This window comes from Psychroflexus salis, from assembly GCF_014640175.1.
Classification (GTDB): Bacteria; Bacteroidota; Bacteroidia; order Flavobacteriales; family Flavobacteriaceae; genus Psychroflexus; species Psychroflexus salis.
This window is the reverse complement of record NZ_BMGL01000006.1, coordinates 142,620-165,853: the sequence shown is the minus strand read 5'-3', so window position 1 is coordinate 165,853 and position 23,234 is coordinate 142,620. Positions and strand designations below refer to the sequence as shown.

Annotated in this window: 25 protein-coding genes; 15 read left to right on the top strand and 10 right to left on the bottom strand. The window is 34.0% G+C overall.

From position 1 onward, the window contains the following. Nucleotides 1-23: 23 nt before the first annotated feature. Nucleotides 24-1,502, bottom strand: coding sequence for a proline--tRNA ligase (gene proS / locus IEV63_RS06410; RefSeq protein ID WP_188405961.1), 1,479 nt, complete (start codon nt 1,500-1,502; stop codon nt 24-26). A 112-nt stretch (nt 1,503-1,614) separates the two neighbouring features. Between proS and IEV63_RS06405 the strand changes: the two genes are divergently transcribed. The 7 genes from IEV63_RS06405 to IEV63_RS06375 all read left to right on the top strand — a co-directional run bounded on the left by IEV63_RS06405 (nt 1,615) and on the right by IEV63_RS06375 (nt 7,397). Next, entirely contained in the window at nt 1,615-2,862 is a 1,248-nt protein-coding gene (locus IEV63_RS06405) for a hypothetical protein (protein WP_188405960.1), read from the top strand. Nucleotides 2,863-2,882: 20 nt separating this feature from the next. Beyond that, on the top strand, nt 2,883-4,388 hold the full coding sequence (locus IEV63_RS06400) for an OmpP1/FadL family transporter (protein WP_188405959.1): 1,506 nt from the start codon (nt 2,883-2,885) through the stop codon (nt 4,386-4,388). Nucleotides 4,389-4,517: 129 nt separating this feature from the next. After that, nucleotides 4,518-4,850, top strand: coding sequence for an ArsR/SmtB family transcription factor (locus tag IEV63_RS06395; RefSeq protein ID WP_188405958.1), 333 nt, complete (start codon nt 4,518-4,520; stop codon nt 4,848-4,850). An 11-nt stretch (nt 4,851-4,861) separates the two neighbouring features. Next, nucleotides 4,862-5,350: a DUF6428 family protein gene (locus IEV63_RS06390; RefSeq protein WP_188405957.1), complete on the top strand. Its 489-nt coding sequence runs from the start codon at nt 4,862-4,864 to the stop codon at nt 5,348-5,350. 1 nt (nt 5,351) lies between these two features. Then, complete coding sequence (gene arsB / locus IEV63_RS06385; protein ID WP_188405956.1) at nt 5,352-6,362, top strand: ACR3 family arsenite efflux transporter; 1,011 nt, start codon at nt 5,352-5,354, stop codon at nt 6,360-6,362. A 12-nt stretch (nt 6,363-6,374) separates the two neighbouring features. Next, nucleotides 6,375-6,791 (top strand): arsenate reductase ArsC, encoded by a 417-nt coding sequence (locus IEV63_RS06380; RefSeq protein ID WP_188405955.1) that lies wholly within the window; start codon nt 6,375-6,377, stop codon nt 6,789-6,791. 48 nt (nt 6,792-6,839) lie between these two features. Then, nucleotides 6,840-7,397, top strand: a complete 558-nt coding sequence (locus IEV63_RS06375; RefSeq protein ID WP_188405954.1) for a thioredoxin family protein — start codon at nt 6,840-6,842, stop codon at nt 7,395-7,397. 114 nt (nt 7,398-7,511) lie between these two features. On the opposite strand, the gene IEV63_RS06370 is transcribed toward IEV63_RS06375, so the two are convergent. Further along, entirely contained in the window at nt 7,512-8,861 is a 1,350-nt protein-coding gene (locus tag IEV63_RS06370) for a pyridoxal phosphate-dependent decarboxylase family protein (protein WP_188405953.1), read from the bottom strand. A gap of 87 nt (nt 8,862-8,948) precedes the next feature. On the opposite strand from IEV63_RS06370, the gene IEV63_RS06365 reads away from it, so the two are divergent. The 5 genes from IEV63_RS06365 (at nt 8,949) to IEV63_RS06345 (ending at nt 13,111) form a co-directional block, all read left to right on the top strand. Next, nucleotides 8,949-9,464, top strand: a complete 516-nt coding sequence (locus IEV63_RS06365) for a cysteine dioxygenase (RefSeq protein WP_188405952.1) — start codon at nt 8,949-8,951, stop codon at nt 9,462-9,464. An 18-nt stretch (nt 9,465-9,482) separates the two neighbouring features. After that, nucleotides 9,483-10,316 (top strand): 1,4-dihydroxy-2-naphthoyl-CoA synthase, encoded by an 834-nt coding sequence (locus tag IEV63_RS06360; RefSeq protein ID WP_188405951.1) that lies wholly within the window; start codon nt 9,483-9,485, stop codon nt 10,314-10,316. A gap of 145 nt (nt 10,317-10,461) precedes the next feature. Further along, nucleotides 10,462-11,046: an SPOR domain-containing protein gene (locus IEV63_RS06355; RefSeq protein WP_188405950.1), complete on the top strand. Its 585-nt coding sequence runs from the start codon at nt 10,462-10,464 to the stop codon at nt 11,044-11,046. Between the two features lie 6 nt (nt 11,047-11,052). Continuing rightward, nucleotides 11,053-11,583: a PH domain-containing protein gene (locus tag IEV63_RS06350; protein WP_229737198.1), complete on the top strand. Its 531-nt coding sequence runs from the start codon at nt 11,053-11,055 to the stop codon at nt 11,581-11,583. Further along, nucleotides 11,576-13,111, top strand: a complete 1,536-nt coding sequence (locus IEV63_RS06345; protein WP_188405949.1) for a PH domain-containing protein — start codon at nt 11,576-11,578, stop codon at nt 13,109-13,111. Before IEV63_RS06350 ends, IEV63_RS06345 begins: the two co-directional genes overlap by 8 nt. Nucleotides 13,112-13,139: 28 nt before the next feature. Here the strand turns inward: IEV63_RS06345 and IEV63_RS06340 are convergent, their stop codons facing one another. The 5 genes from IEV63_RS06340 to msrB (IEV63_RS06320) form a co-directional block, all read right to left on the bottom strand. Beyond that, complete coding sequence (locus IEV63_RS06340; protein WP_188405948.1) at nt 13,140-15,551, bottom strand: alpha-ketoacid dehydrogenase subunit alpha/beta; 2,412 nt, start codon at nt 15,549-15,551, stop codon at nt 13,140-13,142. Between the two features lie 176 nt (nt 15,552-15,727). Continuing rightward, on the bottom strand, nt 15,728-16,840 hold the full coding sequence (locus tag IEV63_RS06335) for a PQQ-dependent sugar dehydrogenase (RefSeq protein ID WP_188405947.1): 1,113 nt from the start codon (nt 16,838-16,840) through the stop codon (nt 15,728-15,730). Between the two features lie 120 nt (nt 16,841-16,960). Further along, nucleotides 16,961-17,503: a hypothetical protein gene (locus tag IEV63_RS06330; RefSeq protein WP_188405946.1), complete on the bottom strand. Its 543-nt coding sequence runs from the start codon at nt 17,501-17,503 to the stop codon at nt 16,961-16,963. Between the two features lie 4 nt (nt 17,504-17,507). Further along, nucleotides 17,508-17,891, bottom strand: coding sequence for a peptide-methionine (R)-S-oxide reductase MsrB (msrB, locus tag IEV63_RS06325; RefSeq protein ID WP_188405945.1), 384 nt, complete (start codon nt 17,889-17,891; stop codon nt 17,508-17,510). A 3-nt stretch (nt 17,892-17,894) separates the two neighbouring features. Beyond that, nucleotides 17,895-18,386, bottom strand: a complete 492-nt coding sequence (msrB, locus tag IEV63_RS06320; protein WP_188405944.1) for a peptide-methionine (R)-S-oxide reductase MsrB — start codon at nt 18,384-18,386, stop codon at nt 17,895-17,897. Between the two features lie 182 nt (nt 18,387-18,568). On the opposite strand from msrB (IEV63_RS06320), the gene IEV63_RS06315 reads away from it, so the two are divergent. Genes IEV63_RS06315 through IEV63_RS06305 form a run of 3 tightly spaced genes read left to right on the top strand, consistent with a single transcriptional unit; the run spans nt 18,569 to nt 21,358 of the window. Beyond that, complete coding sequence (locus tag IEV63_RS06315) at nt 18,569-19,417, top strand: M48 family metallopeptidase (protein ID WP_188405943.1); 849 nt, start codon at nt 18,569-18,571, stop codon at nt 19,415-19,417. Further along, nucleotides 19,410-20,744: an MFS transporter gene (locus IEV63_RS06310; protein WP_229737197.1), complete on the top strand. Its 1,335-nt coding sequence runs from the start codon at nt 19,410-19,412 to the stop codon at nt 20,742-20,744. Before IEV63_RS06315 ends, IEV63_RS06310 begins: the two co-directional genes overlap by 8 nt. 41 nt (nt 20,745-20,785) lie before the next feature. Continuing rightward, entirely contained in the window at nt 20,786-21,358 is a 573-nt protein-coding gene (locus IEV63_RS06305) for a DUF6252 domain-containing protein (RefSeq protein ID WP_188405942.1), read from the top strand. Nucleotides 21,359-21,395: 37 nt separating this feature from the next. Here IEV63_RS06305 and IEV63_RS06300 read toward each other — a convergent pair whose 3' ends face one another. Genes IEV63_RS06300 through IEV63_RS06290 form a run of 3 tightly spaced genes read right to left on the bottom strand, consistent with a single transcriptional unit; the run spans nt 21,396 to nt 23,234 of the window. After that, the gene (locus IEV63_RS06300; protein WP_188405941.1) at nt 21,396-21,617 is read right to left on the bottom strand and encodes a DUF6095 family protein; all 222 of its coding nucleotides are present in this window, start codon (nt 21,615-21,617) and stop codon (nt 21,396-21,398) included. Continuing rightward, nucleotides 21,610-22,419: an N-acetylmuramic acid 6-phosphate etherase gene (murQ, locus tag IEV63_RS06295; protein WP_188405940.1), complete on the bottom strand. Its 810-nt coding sequence runs from the start codon at nt 22,417-22,419 to the stop codon at nt 21,610-21,612. Before murQ ends, IEV63_RS06300 begins: the two co-directional genes overlap by 8 nt. After that, the gene (locus IEV63_RS06290; RefSeq protein WP_188405939.1) at nt 22,419-23,234 is read right to left on the bottom strand and encodes a DUF4249 domain-containing protein; all 816 of its coding nucleotides are present in this window, start codon (nt 23,232-23,234) and stop codon (nt 22,419-22,421) included. Before IEV63_RS06290 ends, murQ begins: the two co-directional genes overlap by 1 nt.

The following is a 23,234-nucleotide window of genomic DNA, read 5'->3' as shown; positions in this document are numbered from 1 at the left end:
TACAAAGATTTTATTCAAAAAAATTAATAAGCTTTTGCAAATAACACACGTTGGTTAGATGAAGCACCTGAATATATACACTTTCCAACTTCATTTTTAAAATGAGATGGTATGCATCTAATTGTTGCTTTGGTCAATTCTTTTATCTTTTGTTCGGTTGCTGCAGTGCCATCCCAATGTGCAGAAATAAAACCTCCTTTCTCTTTTAAAACATTTTTAAATTCATCAAAAGTATTTACTTCGGTTATGTGTGCATCTCTAAATGCTTTTGCTTTGTAGAATAAGCTATCTTGAATATCGAGCAATAAATCTTTTACAATTGACACTAATTCAGATTGTTGCACAAACTCTTTAGAAAGTGTGTCTCTTCTTGCAAGTTCAACACTGCCTTTTTCTAAATCTTTTGGCCCAATAGCAATCCGTAGTGGAACGCCTTGTAATTCGTACTGTGCAAATTTCCAACCTGGCTTATGAGTGTCTCGGTCATCAAATTTTACACTTACGCCTGCATTTTCTAGATTTAATTTTATTTGTTTAGCTACTTCACAAACAGAATTGTATTGTTCGTTAGAGCGATAAATAGGGACAATTACCACTTGGTGTGGAGCTAATTTAGGAGGTAAGACCAAGCCTTTATCATCGCTATGTGTCATAATTAGTGCGCCCATAAGTCGAGTTGAAACTCCCCAACTTGTAGCCCAAACTAATTCTTGTTTGCCTTCTTGGTTTGTATACTTAACATCAAATGCTTTTGCAAAATTTTGCCCTAAAAAGTGTGATGTTCCAGCTTGCAAAGCTTTTCCATCTTGCATAAGTGCTTCAATGCAGTAAGTTTCTTCTGCTCCAGCAAATTTTTCACTTTCAGATTTTCGGCCTTTAATAACAGGTATGGCCATAAATTCTTCTGCAAATTCAGCATAAATGTTATTCATTTGTACTGTTTCTTCAATGGCTTCTTGCCTTGTGGCATGGGCCGTATGTCCTTCTTGCCAAAGAAACTCAGCAGTTCTTAAAAACAAACGAGTTCGCATTTCCCAGCGCACAACATTTGCCCATTGATTAATTAAAATTGGTAAATCGCGGTAGGATTGAATCCAGTTTTTATAAGTGTTCCAGATAATGGCTTCAGAAGTTGGTCTTACAATTAATTCTTCTTCCAACTTCGCTTCAGGATCAACCATTAATTTAGTAGGATCTTCAGGATTGGTTTTAAGTCGATAGTGCGTAACAACAGCACATTCTTTAGCAAAGCCTTCAGCATTTTTTTCTTCAGCTTCAAATAAGCTTTTGGGGACAAATAATGGGAAATAGGCATTTTGATGTCCTGTTTCTTTAAACCTTTTGTCTAATTGTGCTTGTACTTTTTCCCATATGGCATATCCGTATGGTTTAATAACCATAGATCCTCGTACGGACGAATTTTCAGCTAAGTCTGCTTTTACGACTAGCTCATTGTACCATTTCGAATAATCTTCCGAACGTTTTGTTAAGCTTTTACTCATTGCAAGTGTTTTGTGTGTTTGGCACAAATATTGTTTCTATATTTATACTTCAGTTTTAGAGCAACAAAACTAAGTAAATTTGTAATAAGTTAAACATTTAAAACCACAAGTTATGCAAGTCAAAAATTTAAAGTTTCAATTAAAAACACTAGGTGTAAGCCTAGGTGTGGTTTTTATGTCTTCTTGCGGTTCTTTTCAAAACGTAAGTACACCAAATGATGGTATTTACGGAGAAAGTAACTATTCTAATAACGAATCTCGAGTAGGCATAGCTAACCAAAGAACAGCTGAGCCTTCAATTAATACTAATGTAAATCCTAAATCTAATGCATCTTCTAATACTGATTATGCCAATTATTTTAAAGAACAAGGAGAGCAAATTGAAAAAGCTAGACAAACTACATCGCCCGAATCATTCACCGATGTAGATAATTACTCATCTTCAACTAATTCGCTTCCCGAAAATACTAATTTTTATTATAATGATGACGTAGATTATGTCGAATATGCAAGTCAATCGCAAGGTATGAGTAATGGCGGTTGGGGTACTACTGCTTCAAATGTTAATGTTAATATTTACGGAGGTGCTGGTTGGGGCGGCGGCTTTTACGACCCATTTTTTAATAATTGGGGTGGTTTTTACGGCCCTAGATGGGGCTGGGGCGGAATATATGGCTCAAGATGGGGTCTAGGCTGGGGTGGTTTTTATGGTCCAGCATGGGGTTGGGGCGGTTTGTACGGTCCAGCTTGGTATGGTGGCTTTTATGGCCCTGGATGGGGTTATGGAGGTGGTTTTTATGGATCGTATGCTTATAATAGAAGTTACCGCAATGCTGGTTTTAGAAATAATCGTAACGCATATGCCAATAATTCTGGTGTTAGAAGTAATCGAAATTCATCAAGTGTTAGGGGTAGCAATAATGTTAGAAGTAACAGAAATGTACGAAGTTCAGATCGTAGAAGTTCTGGTGTGAGAAGTAGTGCTAATGTTCGGGGCAATTCTTCATCGCGAAATGTTAGATCTACAAGAGCCAACGTACGAAGTTCAAGAAGTTCACTAAGCAGAAGTAATGCTACTAATGTAAGACGAGTTAGAAATTCTAACGGTGTGAACGCTAGGTCAAATGCTAGAGCATATTCAAATTCAAGATCATCAAGCTTACAGCGTACTAATGGTGCATTGCGTTCTACAAATGGAACTTCCAGAGTAAATAGAAGCTCTAGCCGAAATAGCAATGCAAGGTCGTCTAGTACACGTTCAAGTTCAAGGTCAACTTCAACTCGAAGTTCAAGCAGTAGCCGAAGTAGCGGTGGGACTCGCTCTAGTGGAGGTAGCAGTAGATCTGGTGGCAGACGATAATATAAATTAATTTTGAAATTATGAATTGGATTAAAAATAGTACTTTAAGTTTCTTGTGTGCTGCATCACTTGGTGCAGCAGCACAAGATTTAAATGATGCTTATCGTTTTTCGAGACAAGAATTAACAGGGACAGCCCGTTTTGTTGGAATGAGTGGTGCATTTGGAGCTTTAGGAGGAGATTTATCTTCATTAAAAATCAATCCAGCAGGTTCTGCGGTTTTCATTACTAACAAAGCTGCTTTTACTTTAGATCAAAATTTTAATAAAGTTGAAACCAGTTTTGGTACTTTGTCTTCTCAAAATGATGAGACAAGAAGAAGAAATTTTGATTTGTCTCAGGCAGGAATGGTTTTTGTCTATAAAAATAACAACGAAAACTCTTCAGTTAATAAAATATCTTTTGGTGTTAATTACGATAGAACCTTTAATCATGATGCTCGGTTTGCTGCTTTTGGGGAAACGGCTAATACCATTGGCGATTATTTTGTAAATCGTGCTGAAGAAATTCCTGTAAACAACTTTATACCCAATAATCAAAATTTTTCAAGTTTATATAGAAACCTTGGTCAGCAGTTTGGTTTTGCAGCGCAAGAAGCTTATTTAGCCTACGAAACTTTTTTAATAGATCCTACGGCTTTAGATGATTCGTCTTATCAAGCCAATATAAATTCGACTTCTTTTACTAACGATATGATTACTCGAGAATCGGGTTTAAATGGACAGCTTTCATTTAATCTAGGAAGTCAACTTTTTAAAAAATTATACGTGGGGATGAATCTTAATTTTCATTTTGTCAATTATGATCGTTTTTCATCCTATCTTGAAACGAATGATGGAACCGGTGATATTCGAGAAGTTTATTATGAAAATGATTTGCGAACGCGTGGGTCGGGTTTTTCATTTCAGTTTGGAGCCATTTACAAACCCATCGAGCAAGTTCGGATTGGGTTGGCATACCAATCGCCAACTTGGTTTAGAATTGAAGATGAAATTTCGCAAGGCTTAGAGACTTTTTCGCAAAGTAGAAATGAATTTATTAGTGCATTTCCTGATACGCTTGTCTTGTTTCCATCATACAACTTCCGATCGCCTGGAAAAGGTACATTTAGTTTTGCTTATATATTCGGAAACAATGGAATTATAAGTATGGATTATTCCTATCAGGATTTTTCTAACCAGCGATTTACATCTCGCGGTTTCCAAACTGAAAATGCTCAAATAGACCAAGTATTTCAAGCTACTAATAATTTTAATCTTGGAGGAGAATATAGAATAGGACTATGGAGTTTGAGGAGTGGTTATCATTACGCAGAAAGTCCATATTCAGAAGGATTTATAATTGGCGATACCAACGGATTTTCGTTAGGTTTAGGGTATAGTTTTGGTAATACCTCACTAGATTTAGCTTGGCGAAGAACGCACTTGGAGCGAAATGATGAATTTGTACAAACTGGATTGCAAGAACGCGCCTTTGTAGAAAACACTATAAACAATATCATGCTAAGTTTAAGCTTTAATTTATAATTTGAATTGTTGTTTGTTTGATTTTTATAATTGTTTGAGAAAAAGCCTAAATTAATATTTAGGCTTTTTTTTAATCATCATTCATCGTAATGTTACGATTAATATCTATATTTGCATTAAATTATAGAAATGGGAACTACAAAAACCAAGCTTTTTACAAACGAAGTTAATGCAATTGCCAACCTGGCAAAAGCCGTGGCACATCCAGCGAGAATAACCATCATTAATCGTTTGCTTCAAACTGAAACTTGTGTTTGTGGAGATTTTGTTCAGGATTTAGGACTGGCGCAATCTACTGTAAGTCAGCATTTGTTAGCCTTGAAAAAAGCAGGTTTAATTCAAGGTACGATTCAAGGTCCGTCTACATGTTACTGTTTAGATGTTGACCAATGGAATGAATTTAGAAAAAGTATCGGAAATTTTATAAATCAAGAAGCAGCATTGAAATCTTTGTGCTGTTAAAATATTTAATAATGAAATTAAAAGAAATAAAACAACATCTAGAAAAAGTAAATCAACTTATCTTTAATTTGCCAGATGGTGAAACAGTTCCACATCATTTTCATGTAACTGAAGTCGGTTTGGTTCAACGTGATTTTATCGATTGTGGTGGAACAATTCGAAATGAAAAAGCAGTCAATTTTCAATTGTGGACAGCCGAAGATGTAGATCATCGTTTGGAGCCTAAAAAGTTGAAAAATATCATCTTACTTTCTGAAGAAAAACTTGGAATTAGTGAAGATTTAGAAGTGGAAGTAGAATACCAAGGCAATACCATAGGGAAATATCATTTAGATTTTGCCGATGGAAAATTCATTTTACAAACTACTTTAACCGATTGTTTAGCCAAAGATAGTTGTGGTATTCCTGAAAATAAAATGCCAAAAAAGAAACCCAAAATGAAGCTTTCTGAATTACAAGCTAAAATGCAAGCCTGTACTCCAAATTCTGGTTGCTGCTAAAATGGGAACATTCGAAAAATATTTAAGTGTTTGGGTAGCTTTAGGCATAATAGCTGGTATAGCTATAGGAAGCATTGCAGGTAACTCTATTCAATTTTTAAGTGAATTAGAAATTGCAAAAGTCAATATTCCTGTAGCCATTTTGGTTTGGATGATGATTTACCCCATGATGGTACAAATTGATTTTTCTTCTTTAAAAAATGTAAAGCAAAATTCTAAAGGATTAGGATTAACCATCGTTATTAATTGGTTAGTAAAACCTTTTACGATGGCCTTTTTTGCTTGGTTGTTTTTCGACCAAGTTTTTCAAGCTTATCTACATCCAGAAGAAGCCGAACAATATATTGCTGGAGCCATTATTTTGGGAGCTGCTCCTTGTACTGCCATGGTGTTTGTTTGGTCGTATTTAACAAAGGGCGATGCCAATTATACCTTAGTGCAAGTTTCGTTAAACGATTTAATTTTATTGGTGCTTTTTATTCCCATTGTTCGTTTTTTGTTGGGCGTCACAAATATTGAAATTCCATACGACACTTTGTTGTATTCTGTTTTGATTTTTGTTGTTATTCCTTTAGTTGCAGGTTATTTGTCCAGCAATTTATTTATTAAATCTAAAGGTAAAGAATGGTTTACCCAAGTTTTTATTGCGAAGTTGAAGTCCGTTTCTATGGTTGCTTTAATTACCACTTTAGTACTTTTATTCGCTTTTCAAGGCGATAAAATTTTAAATAACCCCTTTCATATTTTGCTAATTGCTGTACCACTCACCATTCAAACTTATTTTATCTTTTTTATTACGTGGTTTTTAGGTCGCTATATAAAATTGAAACATAAGGTTTGTGCGCCTTCTGCTATGATTGGTGCTAGTAATTTTTTTGAGTTAGCGGTTGCCGTAGCAATTTCCTTGTTCGGATTAAATTCGGGTGCATCTTTAGCTACTGTGGTAGGTGTTTTAATTGAAGTACCTATTATGTTATCTCTAGTAGCCATTGCCAATAAATGGCGATATTAAACAATATTCAAAATGAAAAAAATCTTAATTTTATGTACAGGAAACAGCTGTAGAAGTCAAATAGCACATGGTTTCCTAAAAACTTATTTAGCAGATTTAGTTGAAGTGTATAGTGCTGGTGTAGAAACGCATGGCGTAAATCCAAAAGCCATTGAATTAATGAAGGAAGAAGAAATTGATTTGTCTAATCATACTTCTAATCACTTAGATGAATACAAAGCTATTGAATTTGATTACATCATCACGGTTTGCGATCATGCCAAAGAAAAATGTCCTTTGTTTATCGGAAAAGGAGAGCGCTTGCACTATAATTTCCCAGACCCAGCTAAAGCCAAAGGAAGTGAAGATGAAGTGTTGGAAGAATTTAGAAAAGTACGTGAAATGATTAAGCAATATTGCTTGGATTTTGCAGCCGATAAATTTGCTTAAAAACAGCTTCTTATTTTACATATTAATGTAAATTAGCTTCAAAAAAATATGTCACTTACACCTTCAAACATGTTGGAGTTAGGTATTGAAGCTCCCGACTTTCAATTAAAAGATACATTAAGTAGAGAATTTTATACTTTTAAAGCTATTCGTGGAGAAAAAGGAACTGTGGTTATGTTTATTTGTAACCATTGTCCATACGTTAAGCATGTAAACGAAGAAATTGTTCGCTTAGCTAACGATTACCGAATTTTGGGTTTTGGTTTTGTGGCTATATCTAGTAATGATGTGGAGAATTACCCCGAAGATCATCCTGATAAAATGTTTGAGTATGCTCGAAAATTAAATTATCCTTTTCCTTATTTATACGATGAAGATCAAAGCGTAGCAAGAGCTTATAAAGCAGCTTGCACTCCAGATTTTTATGTTTTTGATGAAGAAAACCAACTTTTTTACCGTGGACAGTTAGACGATTCTAGACCAAAAAATGGTGTGCCGATTTCAGGAAGAAATATTCGTGAAGCTTTGGACGCTATTAGAAATAATCAATCACCACCAAAAAATCAAAAACCGAGTATGGGGTGCAACATTAAATGGAAAGAATAAACTAGCTTAATTGCCTAATGATAGCTTTCTTGTTAATAGGTGAAATTTAAGGATTTCGGAATTAGCGGAATAAATTTAAAATCATAATCAAAGCTAAACTTACTCAGCTTTTAATTATTTTGCAAATTTCTCTAGAACTTTAAAAAAGTTTTCAATTTCTTCATCTGTATTATTACTATTAATAGTGACCAAACGAATAAAATCAACTCCATCGAAATGACCATAACCTACCATTAGCTTGGCTTCTTCGTATAGTAAATTGCACAATACCTTTGGATCGATATCTTTGTAATTAAAGCAAATTGAAATAGAATCGTCGTAACTATACAAAGTATAATCATCATTTTCTTTTATATAGTTTCGAGCGGTTTCAGCCAAAGCAAATTGATGATTAACCATTTTCGCTAAACCTCTAGTACCTATCGATTTCCATAAGCACCAATACTTCAACGCATCGTTTCTTCTGCCACATTGTAGCGATGTTTTTCCTAAGTTAAAATCATCTCCATCTGTTTGGTATAAATAATTGGCATCGCAGGCAAAAGAATGATGTAGATTATATCGGTTTTTCGTAACAATGATGGAACTACTTAAAGGCGTGTTTAACATTTTATGCGCATTAAAACTAAACGAATCTACGTTTTCAACTCCTTTTATCAAGTGTTTATATTTTTCACTAAACAAAACAGCACCACAATACGCACCATCTACATGACTCCAAATTTTGTATTTTTTAGCGATGGCATCTAAGCTTTCAATTTCGTCAAATGCCCCTAAAACTGTAGTTCCAGCGGTGATGTTAACAAAGAATGGTAAAAATCCATCGGCCATATCTTGTTGTACTTGTTTTTCAAATTCAGCTGGAATCATTTTTCCAAACTCATCGGTTTGTATGCTTCTAATTTGTTGAGTTCCCACGCCAGCAAAACTTGCATTTTTTTGAATAGAGTAGTGCGATTCAGCTGAAGTATATAAAGTCATTTTTTGGTGAACGCCCTCCGTTTTAATATGCTGATTGGCAACATCTCTTGCCATTAATAAGGCCATAAAATTACTCATCGACCCGCCAGGAGCAAAAGTGCCACCTGCGTTTTTAGGATAATTAATTAAATTACAAATTTCACTTAAAAGTGCTTTTTCTATTCCCACTTGTGGTCCACCCACTTTGTAAGTATACATGCTCGTATTCAACAAAACAGCTAATAATTCGCCTAAAGTTGCTTTGGTATTTCTGCCACCAAAAAGTTGATTAAAAAATAATTTAGAAGAAGTTCTTGGCGTGTTTAAAACCACTTTTTCAATCAGTTCAGCAAATTCATTTTCAGTTATTCCATCTTCATCTAAATGCAAATTAAATTCATCGTAAACTTCATCAGGTGGAATAGGTCTAACAACGGGATTTTTCTCTTCTTCAGTAAATAATTTTTCAGCGATTTCATGAAATAAGCTCAAGTCTTCTTGCATAACTATGGTAATGAATTTATATTTACGAAAATATTGAAATTATTGGGCTTTAGTCCTGATTTTTTGATCATTTTAAAAGCTTTTATTTTGCAAAACATCAATTCACTCTCTGACTTATTAAGCATTTTACCCAAATGTAAAAACAAAGATTTTAAACGCATTGTTTCATATTTGCAAATTTCGGAATCCGATTTGGCTGAATTTGCAACGTGGGATTCAACTTCATATACCAGAAATTGCATTGACCGCACGGATGATTATGAACTCTTGTTGCTTTGTTGGGAAGAAGGACAAGTAACCGATATACACTGCCATGGTGGAGAAGAGTGTTGGGTTTATTTGGCGAAGGGAAAATTACATGAAAAACGCTTCAATTACAACGATGAACTTTCATTTAAAAATGAATTGATCATGGAAAAAGAAGGCTTGTCTTATATGAACGATAAATTAGGTTACCATTCGCTTCATAATATTGCCAAAGGCAGAAGCATGTCGCTTCATCTGTATGTTGGGCCTATTGACGAATGCACTATTTACGATGAAGATGAAGAAGATTTCGTTGTTAAATCTTTAAGTTATGATACAGAAAATTCTACTTTATAAAAAATAATAAATTTACAAATGAACTGGAAAATCGTTAAAGAATACCAAGATATTACCTATAAAAAATCAGGTGGTGTAGCGCGAATCGCTTTTAATCGCCCCGAAGTGCGAAACGCCTTTCGCCCAAAAACGGTAGGCGAACTTTTTGAAGCCTTACTCGATGCGAGAGAAGATGTAAATATTGGCGTGGTATTACTTTCAGCTGAAGGACCATCGCCTAAAGATGGTATATATTCCTTTTGTAGTGGTGGCGACCAAAATGCTCGTGGCTTTCAAGGCTATGTAGACGATGATGGCATGCCGAGATTAAACATTTTAGAAGTGCAACGCTTAATTCGGTTTATGCCAAAAGTAGTAATTGCTGTTGTGCCGGGCTGGGCAGTTGGTGGCGGACATTCGCTACATACGGTTTGCGATTTAACTTTAGCTAGTAAAGAACACGCTATCTTTAAGCAAACTGATGCAGATGTAACTAGTTTTGATGGCGGCTATGGCTCAGCTTATTTGGCTAAAATGGTAGGGCAGAAGCGCGCTAGAGAAATTTTCTTTTTAGGCAGAAACTATTCTGCTCAAGAAGCTTTTGAAATGGGAATGGTGAATGCCGTAATTCCACATGAAAAACTAGAAGAAGAAGCATTTAATTGGGCAATGGAAATTTTAGCCAAATCGCCAACATCTATAAAAATGTTGAAGTTTGCTTTTAATGCCACAGACGATGGAATGGTAGGACAGCAAGTTTTTGCTGGTGAAGCTACACGATTAGCTTATATGACCGAAGAAGCCAAAGAAGGTAGAAACGCATTTTTAGAGAAACGTAAACCCGATTTTAGCAAGGTGAAATGGATTCCGTAATAGAGTGGAATCAGCTTTATGTTTAAAAGACTGTTTACTATCTTATCTTAAGTTAGTTTAATAAATTTTATCTACATGTAATTGCATTTTAATCAAATAGTTAAATAATTTCTTAACTTTACTCTTTTAACCTAATCCAGTTCATATGCCTGTTTTAACCGAAGAAGAATTACAAAAATTAAAAGACAAAGCTTCAAAAGCTGAGAAAAACTTGAAAGCTACACAAGCTAATCAAAAGCAACTTCAAGAAGATGTTGAAGATGCTAAAACCAAAAAGAAAGGCTTTTTAATTGGATTTATAATTTGCCTTGTTCTGCTCATTATAAGTTTAGTTATCTTTTTTAATTCACCTGAAACATTAGGTATTGAAACCAATAGCCTGGCGGCAGATGAAGTAGTCGTAAAAAAATCTGAAATTGAAAATTATAAAGCTTCAATTGCACAACTAGAAAAAGATTTAGCTGCACAACATACAAGTCATCCTTTGGACTTGAATGCATTTTACGCGGTTCAATTAGGTGCTTTTAAAAAGTTTAACACACGCTTAAGTTCAGATAGTTACAATATTGTTCGCAATGCTAATTACCAAGATTTTAATTTATTTACTTTAGGTGTTTTTGAAACTGAAGCTGAAGCTGAAGAATTGCGTAAAGTAGTAAAGCAGCTTAACTTTAAAGATGCTTTTGTAGGTAAATATGAAAATGGAGAGCGAGTAGATGCTCAATTTTAATATTATATGAATACATCAATCGAGTTTTCTAATTTATCGGTTCCAGTTAAAGAATTACCCGATTTTTCGAAAGCTAAATTAGTACCTATTGCTAAAAAATACCAGTATGTATTGTGGTTTAATTTTTTATTATTGGTTTTTTTCTTTGTAGGATTAATTACTGGTTTTTATTTTTTTATTGAAGAATTTCCGAGGATAATATTAAAAATTGCATCTGCTTTATTTTTAGTTATCCTATTATTTACAGCAATTGAAACTTTCAAAGGATTTCCTAAACGAAAATTTGGTGTTCGTGAGTTGGATATTATTTTTCAAAAAGGCTTTTTCTTTTTTAAAGAAACCGTTATTCCTTTTAAGCGTATACAACACGTAGAAATTAAACAAGGACCAATTTTACGTCTGCTAAATTTATATTCGTTGAAATTATTTACGGCTGGTGCTTCAAGCGGAGACCTAGTAATTAATGGATTGGACTTGCAAACCGCTGAAAAATTGAAAGCTAAAGTTTTGCAGGTAAGTGAAGATAAAGATGAGTAAACAGGATTTTTCTCAACCTCAACGGCAATCTGTAAATGGGATTTTCCTTATATTTTTTGCAGATGTAGCTAAGCAGTTTAAGCGTTTTTTTTATGCTCTGTTTGCCCCTTTTTTAAGTGAAAATTTCAGGGAAAATTATTCTGTTTATTTAGTGGCTGGTATTATTGTATTGGTTATTCTACAATTTATATTTTCGTATTTATCCTATTTAAAATACCAATTTCAAATTCAACAAAAAGCCTTTATTGTTCAAAAAGGAGTAATTAAGCGCAGTAAAGTTGAAATTCCTTTTCACCGAATTCAAAATATTAATCTCCAGCAAAACATTTTGCAACAAGTATTTGGAGTAGTAGGGTTTCAAATTGAAACAGCTGGCGAAAGTGCTTCTGAAATTAAAATTAAAGCCTTAAGCCAAACTACCGCAAAACAATTAAAAAATGCTTTGTTAGAAGATGTTAAAGATGTTTTAGACGATGCTAAAGTTGTAGCTGATAAAAATCAAGATCACCACCACCACAAGGACATCGAAAGTAAAACTTCGTCACAATCCACATCAACCTTATTACATCTTTCATTTGGTAAACTTTTAAAGGTAGGTTTAAGCTCAAACTACCTTAAAGGCCTTGGCTTACTTGCAGTTTTTATTGGTAGCATAAGCAACTTTGTAAATGATATTTTAAGTAGGTTTATTGAAGTTGATTTCAATGAAGATTTGGTAAATCGTTTGCCCGAAACTTTAAGTTTTATTGCTTTAGTAGCATTTGTGTTAATTTCCTTAGTTTTTTTGTTAACCGTTTCCCTAGAAGTAATTAAATACTTTAATTTAAAGGTTGTTCGCATAAAAAACAATTTTGAAGTTGAATATGGTTTATTTAAAAAAGTAAATCAAGTTATTAAGAAAAATAAGACACAAGTTGTTAGTTTTGAACACAATCCAATTCTTCGTCTTTTTAAAATTAATAAAGTTTTTGTAAGCCAAGCATCTGCATCTGAAATTACAGAGAAGCAAAAAATTGGTTTAGTAGGAATAACTTCAGAACAATTTAAAGAGTTTTTTGAAGCGATTTTCGATTTAAATTTGCAGCAGAATTTTGTATATGTGCACACGAGTTTTCGTTACATGATTGTTTTGTTTTGGCGACAGCTTCCTGTGGTATTAGGCTTTGGAATTGCAGGATATTTATTGTTTTCAATATTTGCTGCAATAGCATTTGCACTTTTAATATTAATAGGCTTTTCTTTCTTAAATTACAAAATTGTTAAAAAGAGTTTTATTGGTTTAAATGATGATGTTTTGCAAATAGGCTCGGGATCTATTCATACAAAACTTGAATATGTAGCTTTGCACAAAATACAATCTGTTCAACTAAAAAGGAGTATTTTTCAGCGAAGAAATGATCATTCTGACCTATTGATATACACAGCATCTGGAAATATTTCTATTTCTTATTTACCATACCAAGAAAGCTTAAAGTTATTTAATTTTATGCTTTACAAAATTGAATCTTCTCGTTTAGATTGGATATAAGCATCGCCTTATATGCTTCAATAAATGATTACATTAACTTAGGAAACCGACTGGGTTTAAATTCGTGCATAATCGCATAAACTTGTTCAAAAACATCATCAGATGAAGGTTTTGAAAAGTAATCTCCATCTGTGCCATAAGCTGGTCGATGCGCCTTTGCAGTTAAACATTGTGGTTTGCTATCTAAATGCATATATGCATTTTGCTCGTCTATAATTTTTTGTAAAATATAAGCTGAAGCGCCACCAGGAACATCTTCATCAATCACCATTAAACGATTGGTTTTTGCTACGCTTTTTACAATGTCGTGATTCAAATCGAATGGAACTAAAGACTGTACATCGATTACTTCTGCATCAATTCCCAGTTCTTGTAATTCATTTGCGGCTTGCAAAACAATTCGTAAAGTTGAACCGTAGGAAACTAAAGTAATATCGCTTCCTTCGCGAATGGTTTCAACTTGGCCAATAGCGGTTTTAAATTCTCCTAAATTTGAAGGCATTTTCTCTTTTAAACGATAACCATTTAAACATTCAACGATTAAGCCTGGTTCGTCACTAGCTAATAAAGTATTGTAAAAACCAGCTGCTTTGGTCATATTTCTTGGAACTAAGACATGCACGCCACGAATTAAATTCAACACACCACCCATGGGTGAGCCTGAGTGCCAAATTCCTTCTAATCGGTGTCCTCGCGTACGTACAATTAAAGGTGCCTTTTGTTTTCCAGCAGTTCTGTATGCGGTAGTTGCTAAATCATCACTCATAATTTGCAGAGCATACAAAATATAATCTAAGTATTGAATTTCGGCAATGGGTCTTAAGCCACGTAATGCCATTCCAATTCCTTGACCTAAAATAGTAGCTTCTCTAATTCCAGTATCGGCGACACGTATGGAACCGTATTTTTCTTGTAAGCCTTCTAAGCCTTGGTTTACATCACCAATTTCACCAGAATCTTCTCCAAATATCAAAGCTTTAGGTTTGTTTTCAAATATTTTATCGAAGTTGTCGCGTAAAATCATGCGTGCATCTACTTCTTTCGCATCGGTATCGTAAATTGGATCTATAGCTTCAATGTTGGTAGCCTTCCATTTGCTTTCACTTTGAAGGTTACTACTGTATTGTGGCTGAATTCTATTTTTAAAATCAGTTATCCAATTGATTAATTTAGTTTTAGGTTCTATATTTTCGTTACGCACAAAACGCAATGCTTTACGAGCTGTAGCAATTACAACCGATTTAAGTGGTTCAGTGTTTTCTTTTAATTCGTTGACAAGTGGTTGAATAAAAGCTTTGTTTTCGCTTGCATTAGCTAAATCGGTAAGCAAAGCAATTGCTTCTTTGTTTTCTTGTTTTGCTTGTTTTCCGAAGGCCGTCCAAGCTGCTTTTTTTCCATCTCGCACTTGTTTTTTAATGTCTTTTTCCAGTTGCGATAAATCTTCTTCTGTAGCCATGCCGTGATCTAAAATCCACTGGCGCATTTTGAAGTTGCAATCGTTTTCTTTTTCCCATTCTAAGCGTTCTTTGCTTTTGTAACGTTCGTGTGAACCTGAGGTAGAATGTCCTTGTGGTTGGGTTAATTCTACTACGTGAATTAGAACAGGAACATGTTCTTCTCTAGCAAATTTTTCTGCTTTTTGGTAAGCTTCAATCAAACTTGGATAATCCCAACCTTTAACCTTTAAAATTTCGAAACCATTAGTTCCTTCTTCACGTTGAAATCCTTTTAAGATTTCTGAAATATTTTCTTTGGTAGTTTGGTGTTTGGCATGAACTGAAATTCCATAATCATCGTCCCAAACGTTAATTACCATCGGGACTTGTAAAACACCAGCTGCATTGATGGTTTCCCAAAATAAACCTTCACTAGTACTGGCATTGCCGATTGTTCCCCAAGCAATTTCATTTCCGTTGTTCGAAAATAATGTACTATCTATATTTTTTTCAGCACGATACACTTTTGATGCTTGTGCTAACCCAAGTAGCCTAGGCATTTGTCCTGCTGTAGGAGAAATATCTGCACTCGAATTTTTTTGTTCTGTAAGGTTTTTCCAACTGCCATCTTCATTTAAAGAATGTGTCATAAAATGACCGCCCATTTGCCTACCAGCCGACATTGGTTCTTGTTGAATGTCTGTATTAGCATACAATCCAGCAAAAAATTCTTCTATACTTAATTTGCCAATAGCCATCATAAAGGTTTGATCGCGGTAATAACCCGATCTAAAATCTCCATTTTTAAAAGACTTAGCCCAAGCAAGTTGAGGTACTTCTTTTCCGTCACCAAAAATTCCGAACTTTGCTTTTCCAGTTAAAACTTCACGTCTTCCTAACAAACTACATTCTCTACTGATTACTGCAATAGTATAATCTTGAAGCACTTCTTTTTTGAAATCTTCAAACGAAAGTTCATCTTTTTTAGGGGAAATATCTGGCATAACATCTTTTTTAAGTCTTGCGAAAATACAATATTTAACTTACATAATCAATAGCTAAATGAAGCTCTGCAAACTAAAAAATGCATTTTTATTAATAAAAATGCATTTTATTGATGAATCTTAAAAAAATCCTTTTTTAATTTACAATTATTCTAGGGTTGAATTTATTGCGAATTTTAAGATTTAGGAAGAATTTTCACAATTCCTAAACCTTCTACACCAGCATACAAGTAACCATCTGGGCTTTGCTTTATGCTGCGAACTCTACCTATATTTTTAAGTAAGCGTTCTCGTTTTACAACCTTGTTATTTTCAAGAATACAATGTTCTAAATATAAAAATTTAAGGGAACCTACTAGTAAATTTCCTTTCAGTTCGGGATATAAATCTGAAGTTACAAAGGTCATTCCACTTGGAGCAATCGATGGAACCCAATAGTAAATAGGTTGCTCCATGCCAGGTTTGGAAGTTTCATCTGTAAAACTTGTGCCGTCGTAATTTATTCCATAACTAATTACAGGCCACCCATAATTTTTTCCAGCATGAATTATGTTAATTTCATCACCGCCTTTTGGGCCGTGTTCGTGCACCCATATTTTTCCTGTAAAGGGATTTAATTCCATTCCTTGTGGATTTCGGTGTCCATACGAATAAACAGCTTTCTTCGCATTGGCTTCATTTACAAAAGGATTGTTTTCAGGAATGCTTCCATCATCATTCAAGCGATAAATTTTTCCGCCATCTCGTTTTATGTCCTGTGGATTCTCGTCGCGATTACCTCGGTCTCCAACTGAAAAATATAAATATCCATCATTATCAAATTCTACTCTACTTCCAAAATGGTAAGGCTTATTTGAATCTGGTGAAGCTTTGTAAATTTGGATAATATCGTTTAGTTGATTTCCAGTAAATTTAGCACGTATAATTTTCGTGTTGCCTACACCATCTTTATTTCCCTGTTCTGCAAAACTCAAATAAATAAATTGATTGTTTTTAAAGTCAGGATGTATTTTAACGTCCATTAATCCGCCTTGTCCTTTCAACATAATTTCAGGAACATTACCTACTTCATTTAAGTTTCCATTTTTGTAATGGTATAATTTTCCTTCTTTTTCGGTTGCCAAAAAGCTTCCATCATTAAAAAAGTCGATTCCCCATGTTATTTCTAATTGATCTGTAATTACTTCATATTCGTAATCTTGTTCAACTTCAACAATATTTTCATCTTTTTGAGCGCAGGCTAACACAGTAAACAATAGTATAGGTAGGCAAAATATAATATTTTTCATGTGGTATTTTTTTTGTGAAATTAAGCATTGTTAATGTAAACTGAGTTAACAAAATTGCAAAAAAAAAAGCCATTTCTAAAGATGAAATGGCTTAAAATATGGTTTTTTTATAAATCAAGTTTATTCTAGTTTTTGAATGTTAAAGTCATCTTGCTGCGATGCTAAAACTTGAACAACTTCTTGCATGTCAGCTACATTTATATCAGGATTTTCAGCAAATTCGGCAGGAACTACTGCAATTCTAAAAGTTTGATCGAGTGTAAATGCGCTTCCTAAAGTTGAAAAATTAGTGTTTCCCGCTAAAAACAATTCTACATCTAAAAACGTATGGGTAAAATTATACGCAACTTGACTTCCATCATCTAGATAAAAAGTTCTAGGTAACAAAGACCAAACATCAATAGGTCCAGTTGAGTCGGGAATTACATCTTCTAATAAATAAACCAGTACTACATCGGTTTCAAAAACTTCAATTTCTTGAGGAAAGTCAATTAATGTACCATAATTATTTTGCGATGTAAAATTTACAGTAACTTCAAAAATATTCCCTAAAATATTTATACCAGCTGGTCCTTGTGGTCCTTGTGGTCCTGGAGGGCCAACATCGTCTGTACATGCTGCTATAAAAAACAAGCATAAAAGTAAAGTTCCAATTTTTTTCATAAGGTTAAGGGTTTGAGTTAAAATTTAAACTAAGCGAATTAACGCAGTATCGTTTGCCAGTTGCAGTTGGGCCGTCATCAAAAACGTGGCCTAAGTGTCCGCCGCAGTTGGTACATAAAATTTCAGTTCTGAGCATTCCCAGTGTTCGATCTTGTTTGTATTCAATACTTCCTTCAATGGCTTCATCAAAACTTGGCCAGCCACAACTGCTGTCAAATTTAGTTTCGCTTGCAAATAAAGGTGTATTGCATCCAGCACATTTGTAGGTTCCATCTTCAAAGTGCATGTTGTATTTGCCTGTAAAAGGCCGTTCTGTTGAAGCTTCTCGAAGAATTTTAAATTGTTCTTCGCTTAACTTCTGTTTCCATTCTTTATTAGATAATTTCATAGTTTATTTTTCTTTTTCATCTGGAACAAATTTCAAGGCTACACCGTTAATGCAGTGTCGCATTCCTGTGGTTTCTCTTGGGCCATCTTCAAAAATATGGCCTAAATGTCCACCACATTTACCACACAAAGCTTCATCGCGTTTGTAACCGAGTTTTCGGTCTGAAGAATAAGCAAGGCTACCTTCGATGGCTCGATCAAAACTAGGCCATCCTGTACCGCTATTAAACTTGTCTTTTGTTTTATACAACGGATTTTCACAAGCTGCACAGACAAAGGTTCCTGCCTTTTTTATATTGTTTAATGAACTGCTAAACGCTCGTTCGGTTGCCGCTTTTCTTAAAACCTGAAACTCCATTTCGCTGAGCTCGGATTTCCATTCTTGTTCAGATTTTTCAACTTCAAATTTTTTCTCTGTTTGGGTTTGTTTTTCTTGCTGTGCAGTAGTATTACAAGCCAAGCTAAATAAGGTAAAAAGTACAATTAATTTTTTCATAAATAATATTTTTCAAAAAGTGTGCCTTTTTTGTAAATGTATAGATTAAAGTCCGACTCAATTCTAAAAAGAAGTTTAAATTATCTGTTTGGTTTTTGTAAAGACTTCTACAGATAAAAATTATCTTAGACGAGTTAATGCATACAACAAAGAAACATGTAAATTTGTTTAAAATTAATTTTATGTTTAAAACATCTCAAGCCAAAATAATTCTTAGTGTTTTCGTTTTCATTTTTGTTTCCAATTGTGCTACTAATCCTTTTACAGGTAATAAAACAATGGCCATCGTGCCAAATAATCAAATATTACCTATGTCTTTTCAGCAGTATGAACAAGTAAAAGAACAAAGTACAATTATTACAGAAACACCTAGAGCAGAAATGATTAAACGAATTGGTAACGAAATTGCACAAGCAGCAGAACAATGGCTTGATGCGAATGGATACAAGAATTATACTGATAACTACAAATGGGAATTTGTACTAATCGATGAAAATACTGTTAATGCCTGGGCTATGCCAGGTGGAAAAGTAGCTTTTTATACAGGTATTTTACCAGTTGCAGCTAACGAAAATGGAATAGCAACCATTATGGGACACGAAGTTGCGCATGCGCTTGCTAATCATGGACAACAGCGAATGAGCGCTAGTACATTACAACAAAGTTTAGGTGTGGTTGGTGGAGCTATTTTTTCTGAAGATCAACAACAGCAAGAGTATTTCAATTTGGCCTATGGTCTTGGTTCTCAATATTTAGGGATGCTTCCTTTTAGTAGAAAACATGAAACAGAAGCCGATGAGATTGGCCTTAAATTAATGGCCATTGCGGGTTATGATCCTGATGAAGGCTCAGAATTGTGGAAACGAATGGATCAAGCTAGCGGCGGTAATAAACCACCTGAGTTTTTAAGTACACATCCTTCAACTGAAAATAGAATTGAAAATTTAAACCGCATGTCTAGCCTAGCAAAAGAAGAAGCTAAGAAGTTTGGAGTAACTAAATTTAAACCAAATACTCCGATTAGTGATTAATAAAAAAGAAACTGTCTTGCCTAAAGGTCATCCCAAGCTAATTAAAGCTTGGGCTTTTTACGATTGGGCAAATTCAGTATACAGTTTAGTTATTTCATCTGCTATTTTTCCTATATTTTACGGAGCCCTTACTTTGGTAAAAAATGAAGCCGGAGAAGTAATTAACGATCAAGTTGATTTTCTGGGTTTTAATATAAATAACGATTCACTCATTAGTTATATTACGGCTTTTGCTTTTGTTTGTATTTCTATTTTAAGTCCGCTGCTTTCTGGAATAGCAGATTATATTGGGAACAAACGTATTTACATGAAATTCTTCAATTACTTAGGCGCAATTTCATGTATCGGTTTATATTGGTTTACCCTAGAACATATTGAAATCGGTTTGTTGTTCTATTTCTTTGGTTTAATTGGCTTTTGGGGAAGTATTGTGTTTTACAATTCGTATTTGCCAGATATAGCTTTTAAAGATCAACAAGATCAAGCTAGTGCTTTTGGATTTAGCTTAGGGTATATTGGAAGCGTTATTTTGCTTTTAATTTGTTTAAGCATGATTATGGGATACGATTACTTTGGTTTCGATAGCAATGCTCAACCAACACGAATTTCGTTTGTGCTAACTGGTATTTGGTGGATAGGTTTTAGTCAATACACGTATGCCTATTTACCTAAAAGTTTTAAAAAGAATGCCTATTCTAAAGAAATTTTCCTGAATGGTTTTAAGGAAATAAAACAAGTTTTTGTCAACATTAAAAGCATTCCGACATTGCAACAGTTTTTAGGAGCTTTTTTTGTATATAGTATGGCTGTACAAACCATTATGTTAATTGCTACCTATTTTGGAATGGAAGAAATTAACTGGTCTGGTCAGGATGAAACTAGTGGACTTATAATTAGTATACTTCTTATTCAAATAGTTGCTATTGGTGGGGCTTATTTAGCAGCGAAATTGGCAAGAAAATTCGGTAATATTTTCACTTTAATTGTAATTAACTGTATTTGGGCCTGTATTTGTATTTACGCTTTTTTTATGAAATCGCCAACCGATTTTTATTTAGCTGCTTTTTTTGTGGGATTAGTTATGGGAGCCATTCAATCGCTTTCGCGCTCTACATATGCCAAATTATTACCTAATACAAAAGACACTACATCATTTTTTAGTTTTTACGATGTAACCGAAAAAATTGGAATTGTTGTAGGGATGTCTATTTTTGGATTAATTAGCCAACTAACTGATAGTATGCGTAATTCAGTTATATTTTTAGTTGTTTTTTTTATTGTAGGAATTTTTTTATTAATCCGTATTCCTAAGCGTACTCGTATTTAAATTAAATTAATTAAGTTTACGCCCATTAAATCGTTATACTTATGCCTAAATATATTTTTTCATTCTTATTTGTTTCTACCTTATTTTTTATCAGTTGCGATAACGAGCCACTAGATGGTGGTTTTGGCGAAGATATCAACGATGTTTTTGATCCTAATGGAGATGCAACTTTTCAAGTTCGTTTAAATGAAACACTTTATGTAGCTGAAGAAATAACAGCAATACAAGAAGAAGCACTTGAATTGTCTGGTAAAAAAGGGAATGCAGAATTGAGCATTAACATAAGCAATCCAACTGTTGGAACTTATACACTTTCTAACACTAGTGAAGAATTAATTCTTACTTATGTGCCCAATAACACCAGTGCACAGACTTTTTATATAGCAACATCTGGAGAGTTGACCATTTCTAGTTATAATGAAGAAATTGGAATAATCTCAGGTACATTTTCAGGAACTTTATCCGAATTTGTTGGTTTGGGAGAAGATATTCAAATGACTGAAGGTATTTTTGAAGATGTTCGATTTATTGAAGTTATAGAAATAGAAGTTCCAGGTGATGATGAGCTACCGGGTGATGGTGATGGTAACGGAGATGGTTCTGGTGAAGATTAATACTTCTCAAAAAACATTTCACTAAAATTTTGCAACTCTAGTTATCGAAAAGGGCTTGCATTACAGTTTTTATTCCTTTGAAAATGCAATAACCGGCTCCAATTAAAACAGCTATTCCAATAATTAACACAGGGATAAATAAAAACTTGTCTTGGTTATTAAATGCACTAAATACTACAGAAGGACCAATAAAACATAGCGGAAGCGAAATGGCTAAATAACGAACGCCTTTCCCTAAAACTTCTTTTTTTTTATTCATTTTCTAAAGCTTTTCTTACACTACCATGCCTTTTTAGAAGCAATTCAGCTTCTGTAGAACTAATATTTTTAATTCCCATTAACATTTCGATTGCACGTTGGTTAAGCTTGTAGTTGCTCAATTGCATATCTACCATTTTGTTGCCTTTAACTCTTCCTAATTGAATCATAGCTGTAGTGCTTATCATATTAAGAATCATTTTCTGTGCCGTGCCAGCTTTCATTCTTGAACTACCCGTTACAAACTCAGGTCCTACCTTTACTTCAATAGGGAATTCTGTAGATACTACTAAAGGACTTTTAGGATTACACGTAATGCAGCCCGTTTTAAGTTGATTAGCTCTAGCTTGTTGAATGCCACCAATTACGTAAGGAGTTGTTCCTGAAGCTGCAATGCCAATGACAACATCTTTTGAGCTAATTTGATGTTTTTGTAAATCTTTCCAAGCTTGGTTTGTGTTATCTTCTGCGTTTTCAACGGCTTTACGAATGGCTTTGTTTCCACCTGCTATTATTCCTTGAATAAGTTCTGACGAAACACCAAAAGTAGGAGGGCATTCACTTGCATCTAAAATTCCTAACCTTCCACTTGTACCAGCACCAATATAAAATAATCTTCCACCTTTTTTTAATTGATGGACCACTACTTCAATTAATTTTTCAATTTGTGGAAGTGCTTTTTTTACAGCTAAGGCAACTTTTTGATCTTCTGTATTTATAGCAGAAATACATTCGCCTATTGGCATATGTTCTAAATTGCTGTAAAGTGAATCTTGCTCGGTTATTTTTTCGAAGTCTCCCATTATTCTATTGTAACGCTAACTTTTTCAAATGTAGACAAACTAAAATAACCAAATGGAAAATCATCAAAATTATCTGAATTGATTATGTTTCCGCGAACAGTTGCAGGTTGCGCTTGAAATGGGCCACCTGCCGAACCAGATTGTAATAACAAACGAAATAAAAAATTGTAATAAGCTTTACTAATCGAGTAAAATTCTATTTCTACTTTATCTCCAGTTTTTAAATCTTCGTCAGCAAAGCTAAACGACATACGATTGCCATTATTAAATTCATCAGACTGTATATCTACTTCTGGAAAAGCTAAAAATTCGGTATTAAAACGCGCTAGATAATAATTTTCTTCCTCCGGATTATCTAGAAAATAAATAATAACTTCTTTTTCGCCACCTGTAAAACCTCCATCATCGTCTTGTACAATAGAGTCGATTACCGATGGGTTCACAAATCGCTCTGTGGCTTCATATTGAATTCCATTAGCTTGTATTTGCAATTGGTAATCTGCATTTAATTCGGGTATAAAATTGTTGGTGATGTACTGTCCAGGTTCAATTTCTTCGAAAATAAAAGTTTGGCTATTTGCATTCGTAATTTCAACATTTGCATTACTAATCCAAGTAATTTCATCTTCAAAAAAGTTACGCGTTTCACTTATTTGAATAAGCTGTTTGTTACTTTCGTTGGGGTATTCCCATTTTATTGTTGCATCGATTACCGTTCTTGGAGTAGCTTCTTCTAAATCTACTTCAACTACATCTAAGCATGAAGTACAAAGGCTGAAAACTAAGAAAAGACTAACTAATTGAATTGCTTTCAT

What these genes read in the sequence shown, in the direction of transcription:
- proS (WP_188405961.1), bottom strand. Translation starts at nt 1,502, where the DNA reads ATGAGTAAAAGCTTAACAAAACGTTCGGAAGATTATTCGAAATGGTAC.
- IEV63_RS06405 (WP_188405960.1), top strand. Translation starts at nt 1,615, where the DNA reads ATGCAAGTCAAAAATTTAAAGTTTCAATTAAAAACACTAGGTGTAAGC.
- IEV63_RS06400 (WP_188405959.1), top strand. Translation starts at nt 2,883, where the DNA reads ATGAATTGGATTAAAAATAGTACTTTAAGTTTCTTGTGTGCTGCATCA.
- IEV63_RS06395 (WP_188405958.1), top strand. Translation starts at nt 4,518, where the DNA reads ATGGGAACTACAAAAACCAAGCTTTTTACAAACGAAGTTAATGCAATT.
- IEV63_RS06390 (WP_188405957.1), top strand. Translation starts at nt 4,862, where the DNA reads ATGAAATTAAAAGAAATAAAACAACATCTAGAAAAAGTAAATCAACTT.
- arsB (WP_188405956.1), top strand. Translation starts at nt 5,352, where the DNA reads ATGGGAACATTCGAAAAATATTTAAGTGTTTGGGTAGCTTTAGGCATA.
- IEV63_RS06380 (WP_188405955.1), top strand. Translation starts at nt 6,375, where the DNA reads ATGAAAAAAATCTTAATTTTATGTACAGGAAACAGCTGTAGAAGTCAA.
- IEV63_RS06375 (WP_188405954.1), top strand. Translation starts at nt 6,840, where the DNA reads ATGTCACTTACACCTTCAAACATGTTGGAGTTAGGTATTGAAGCTCCC.
- IEV63_RS06370 (WP_188405953.1), bottom strand. Translation starts at nt 8,861, where the DNA reads ATGCAAGAAGACTTGAGCTTATTTCATGAAATCGCTGAAAAATTATTT.
- IEV63_RS06360 (WP_188405951.1), top strand. Translation starts at nt 9,483, where the DNA reads ATGAACTGGAAAATCGTTAAAGAATACCAAGATATTACCTATAAAAAA.
- IEV63_RS06355 (WP_188405950.1), top strand. Translation starts at nt 10,462, where the DNA reads ATGCCTGTTTTAACCGAAGAAGAATTACAAAAATTAAAAGACAAAGCT.
- IEV63_RS06350 (WP_229737198.1), top strand. Translation starts at nt 11,053, where the DNA reads ATGAATACATCAATCGAGTTTTCTAATTTATCGGTTCCAGTTAAAGAA.
- IEV63_RS06345 (WP_188405949.1), top strand. Translation starts at nt 11,576, where the DNA reads ATGAGTAAACAGGATTTTTCTCAACCTCAACGGCAATCTGTAAATGGG.
- IEV63_RS06340 (WP_188405948.1), bottom strand. Translation starts at nt 15,551, where the DNA reads ATGCCAGATATTTCCCCTAAAAAAGATGAACTTTCGTTTGAAGATTTC.
- IEV63_RS06335 (WP_188405947.1), bottom strand. Translation starts at nt 16,840, where the DNA reads ATGAAAAATATTATATTTTGCCTACCTATACTATTGTTTACTGTGTTA.
- IEV63_RS06330 (WP_188405946.1), bottom strand. Translation starts at nt 17,503, where the DNA reads ATGAAAAAAATTGGAACTTTACTTTTATGCTTGTTTTTTATAGCAGCA.
- msrB (WP_188405945.1), bottom strand. Translation starts at nt 17,891, where the DNA reads ATGAAATTATCTAATAAAGAATGGAAACAGAAGTTAAGCGAAGAACAA.
- msrB (WP_188405944.1), bottom strand. Translation starts at nt 18,386, where the DNA reads ATGAAAAAATTAATTGTACTTTTTACCTTATTTAGCTTGGCTTGTAAT.
- IEV63_RS06315 (WP_188405943.1), top strand. Translation starts at nt 18,569, where the DNA reads ATGTTTAAAACATCTCAAGCCAAAATAATTCTTAGTGTTTTCGTTTTC.
- IEV63_RS06305 (WP_188405942.1), top strand. Translation starts at nt 20,786, where the DNA reads ATGCCTAAATATATTTTTTCATTCTTATTTGTTTCTACCTTATTTTTT.
- IEV63_RS06300 (WP_188405941.1), bottom strand. Translation starts at nt 21,617, where the DNA reads ATGAATAAAAAAAAAGAAGTTTTAGGGAAAGGCGTTCGTTATTTAGCC.
- murQ (WP_188405940.1), bottom strand. Translation starts at nt 22,419, where the DNA reads ATGGGAGACTTCGAAAAAATAACCGAGCAAGATTCACTTTACAGCAAT.
- IEV63_RS06290 (WP_188405939.1), bottom strand. Translation starts at nt 23,234, where the DNA reads ATGAAAGCAATTCAATTAGTTAGTCTTTTCTTAGTTTTCAGCCTTTGT.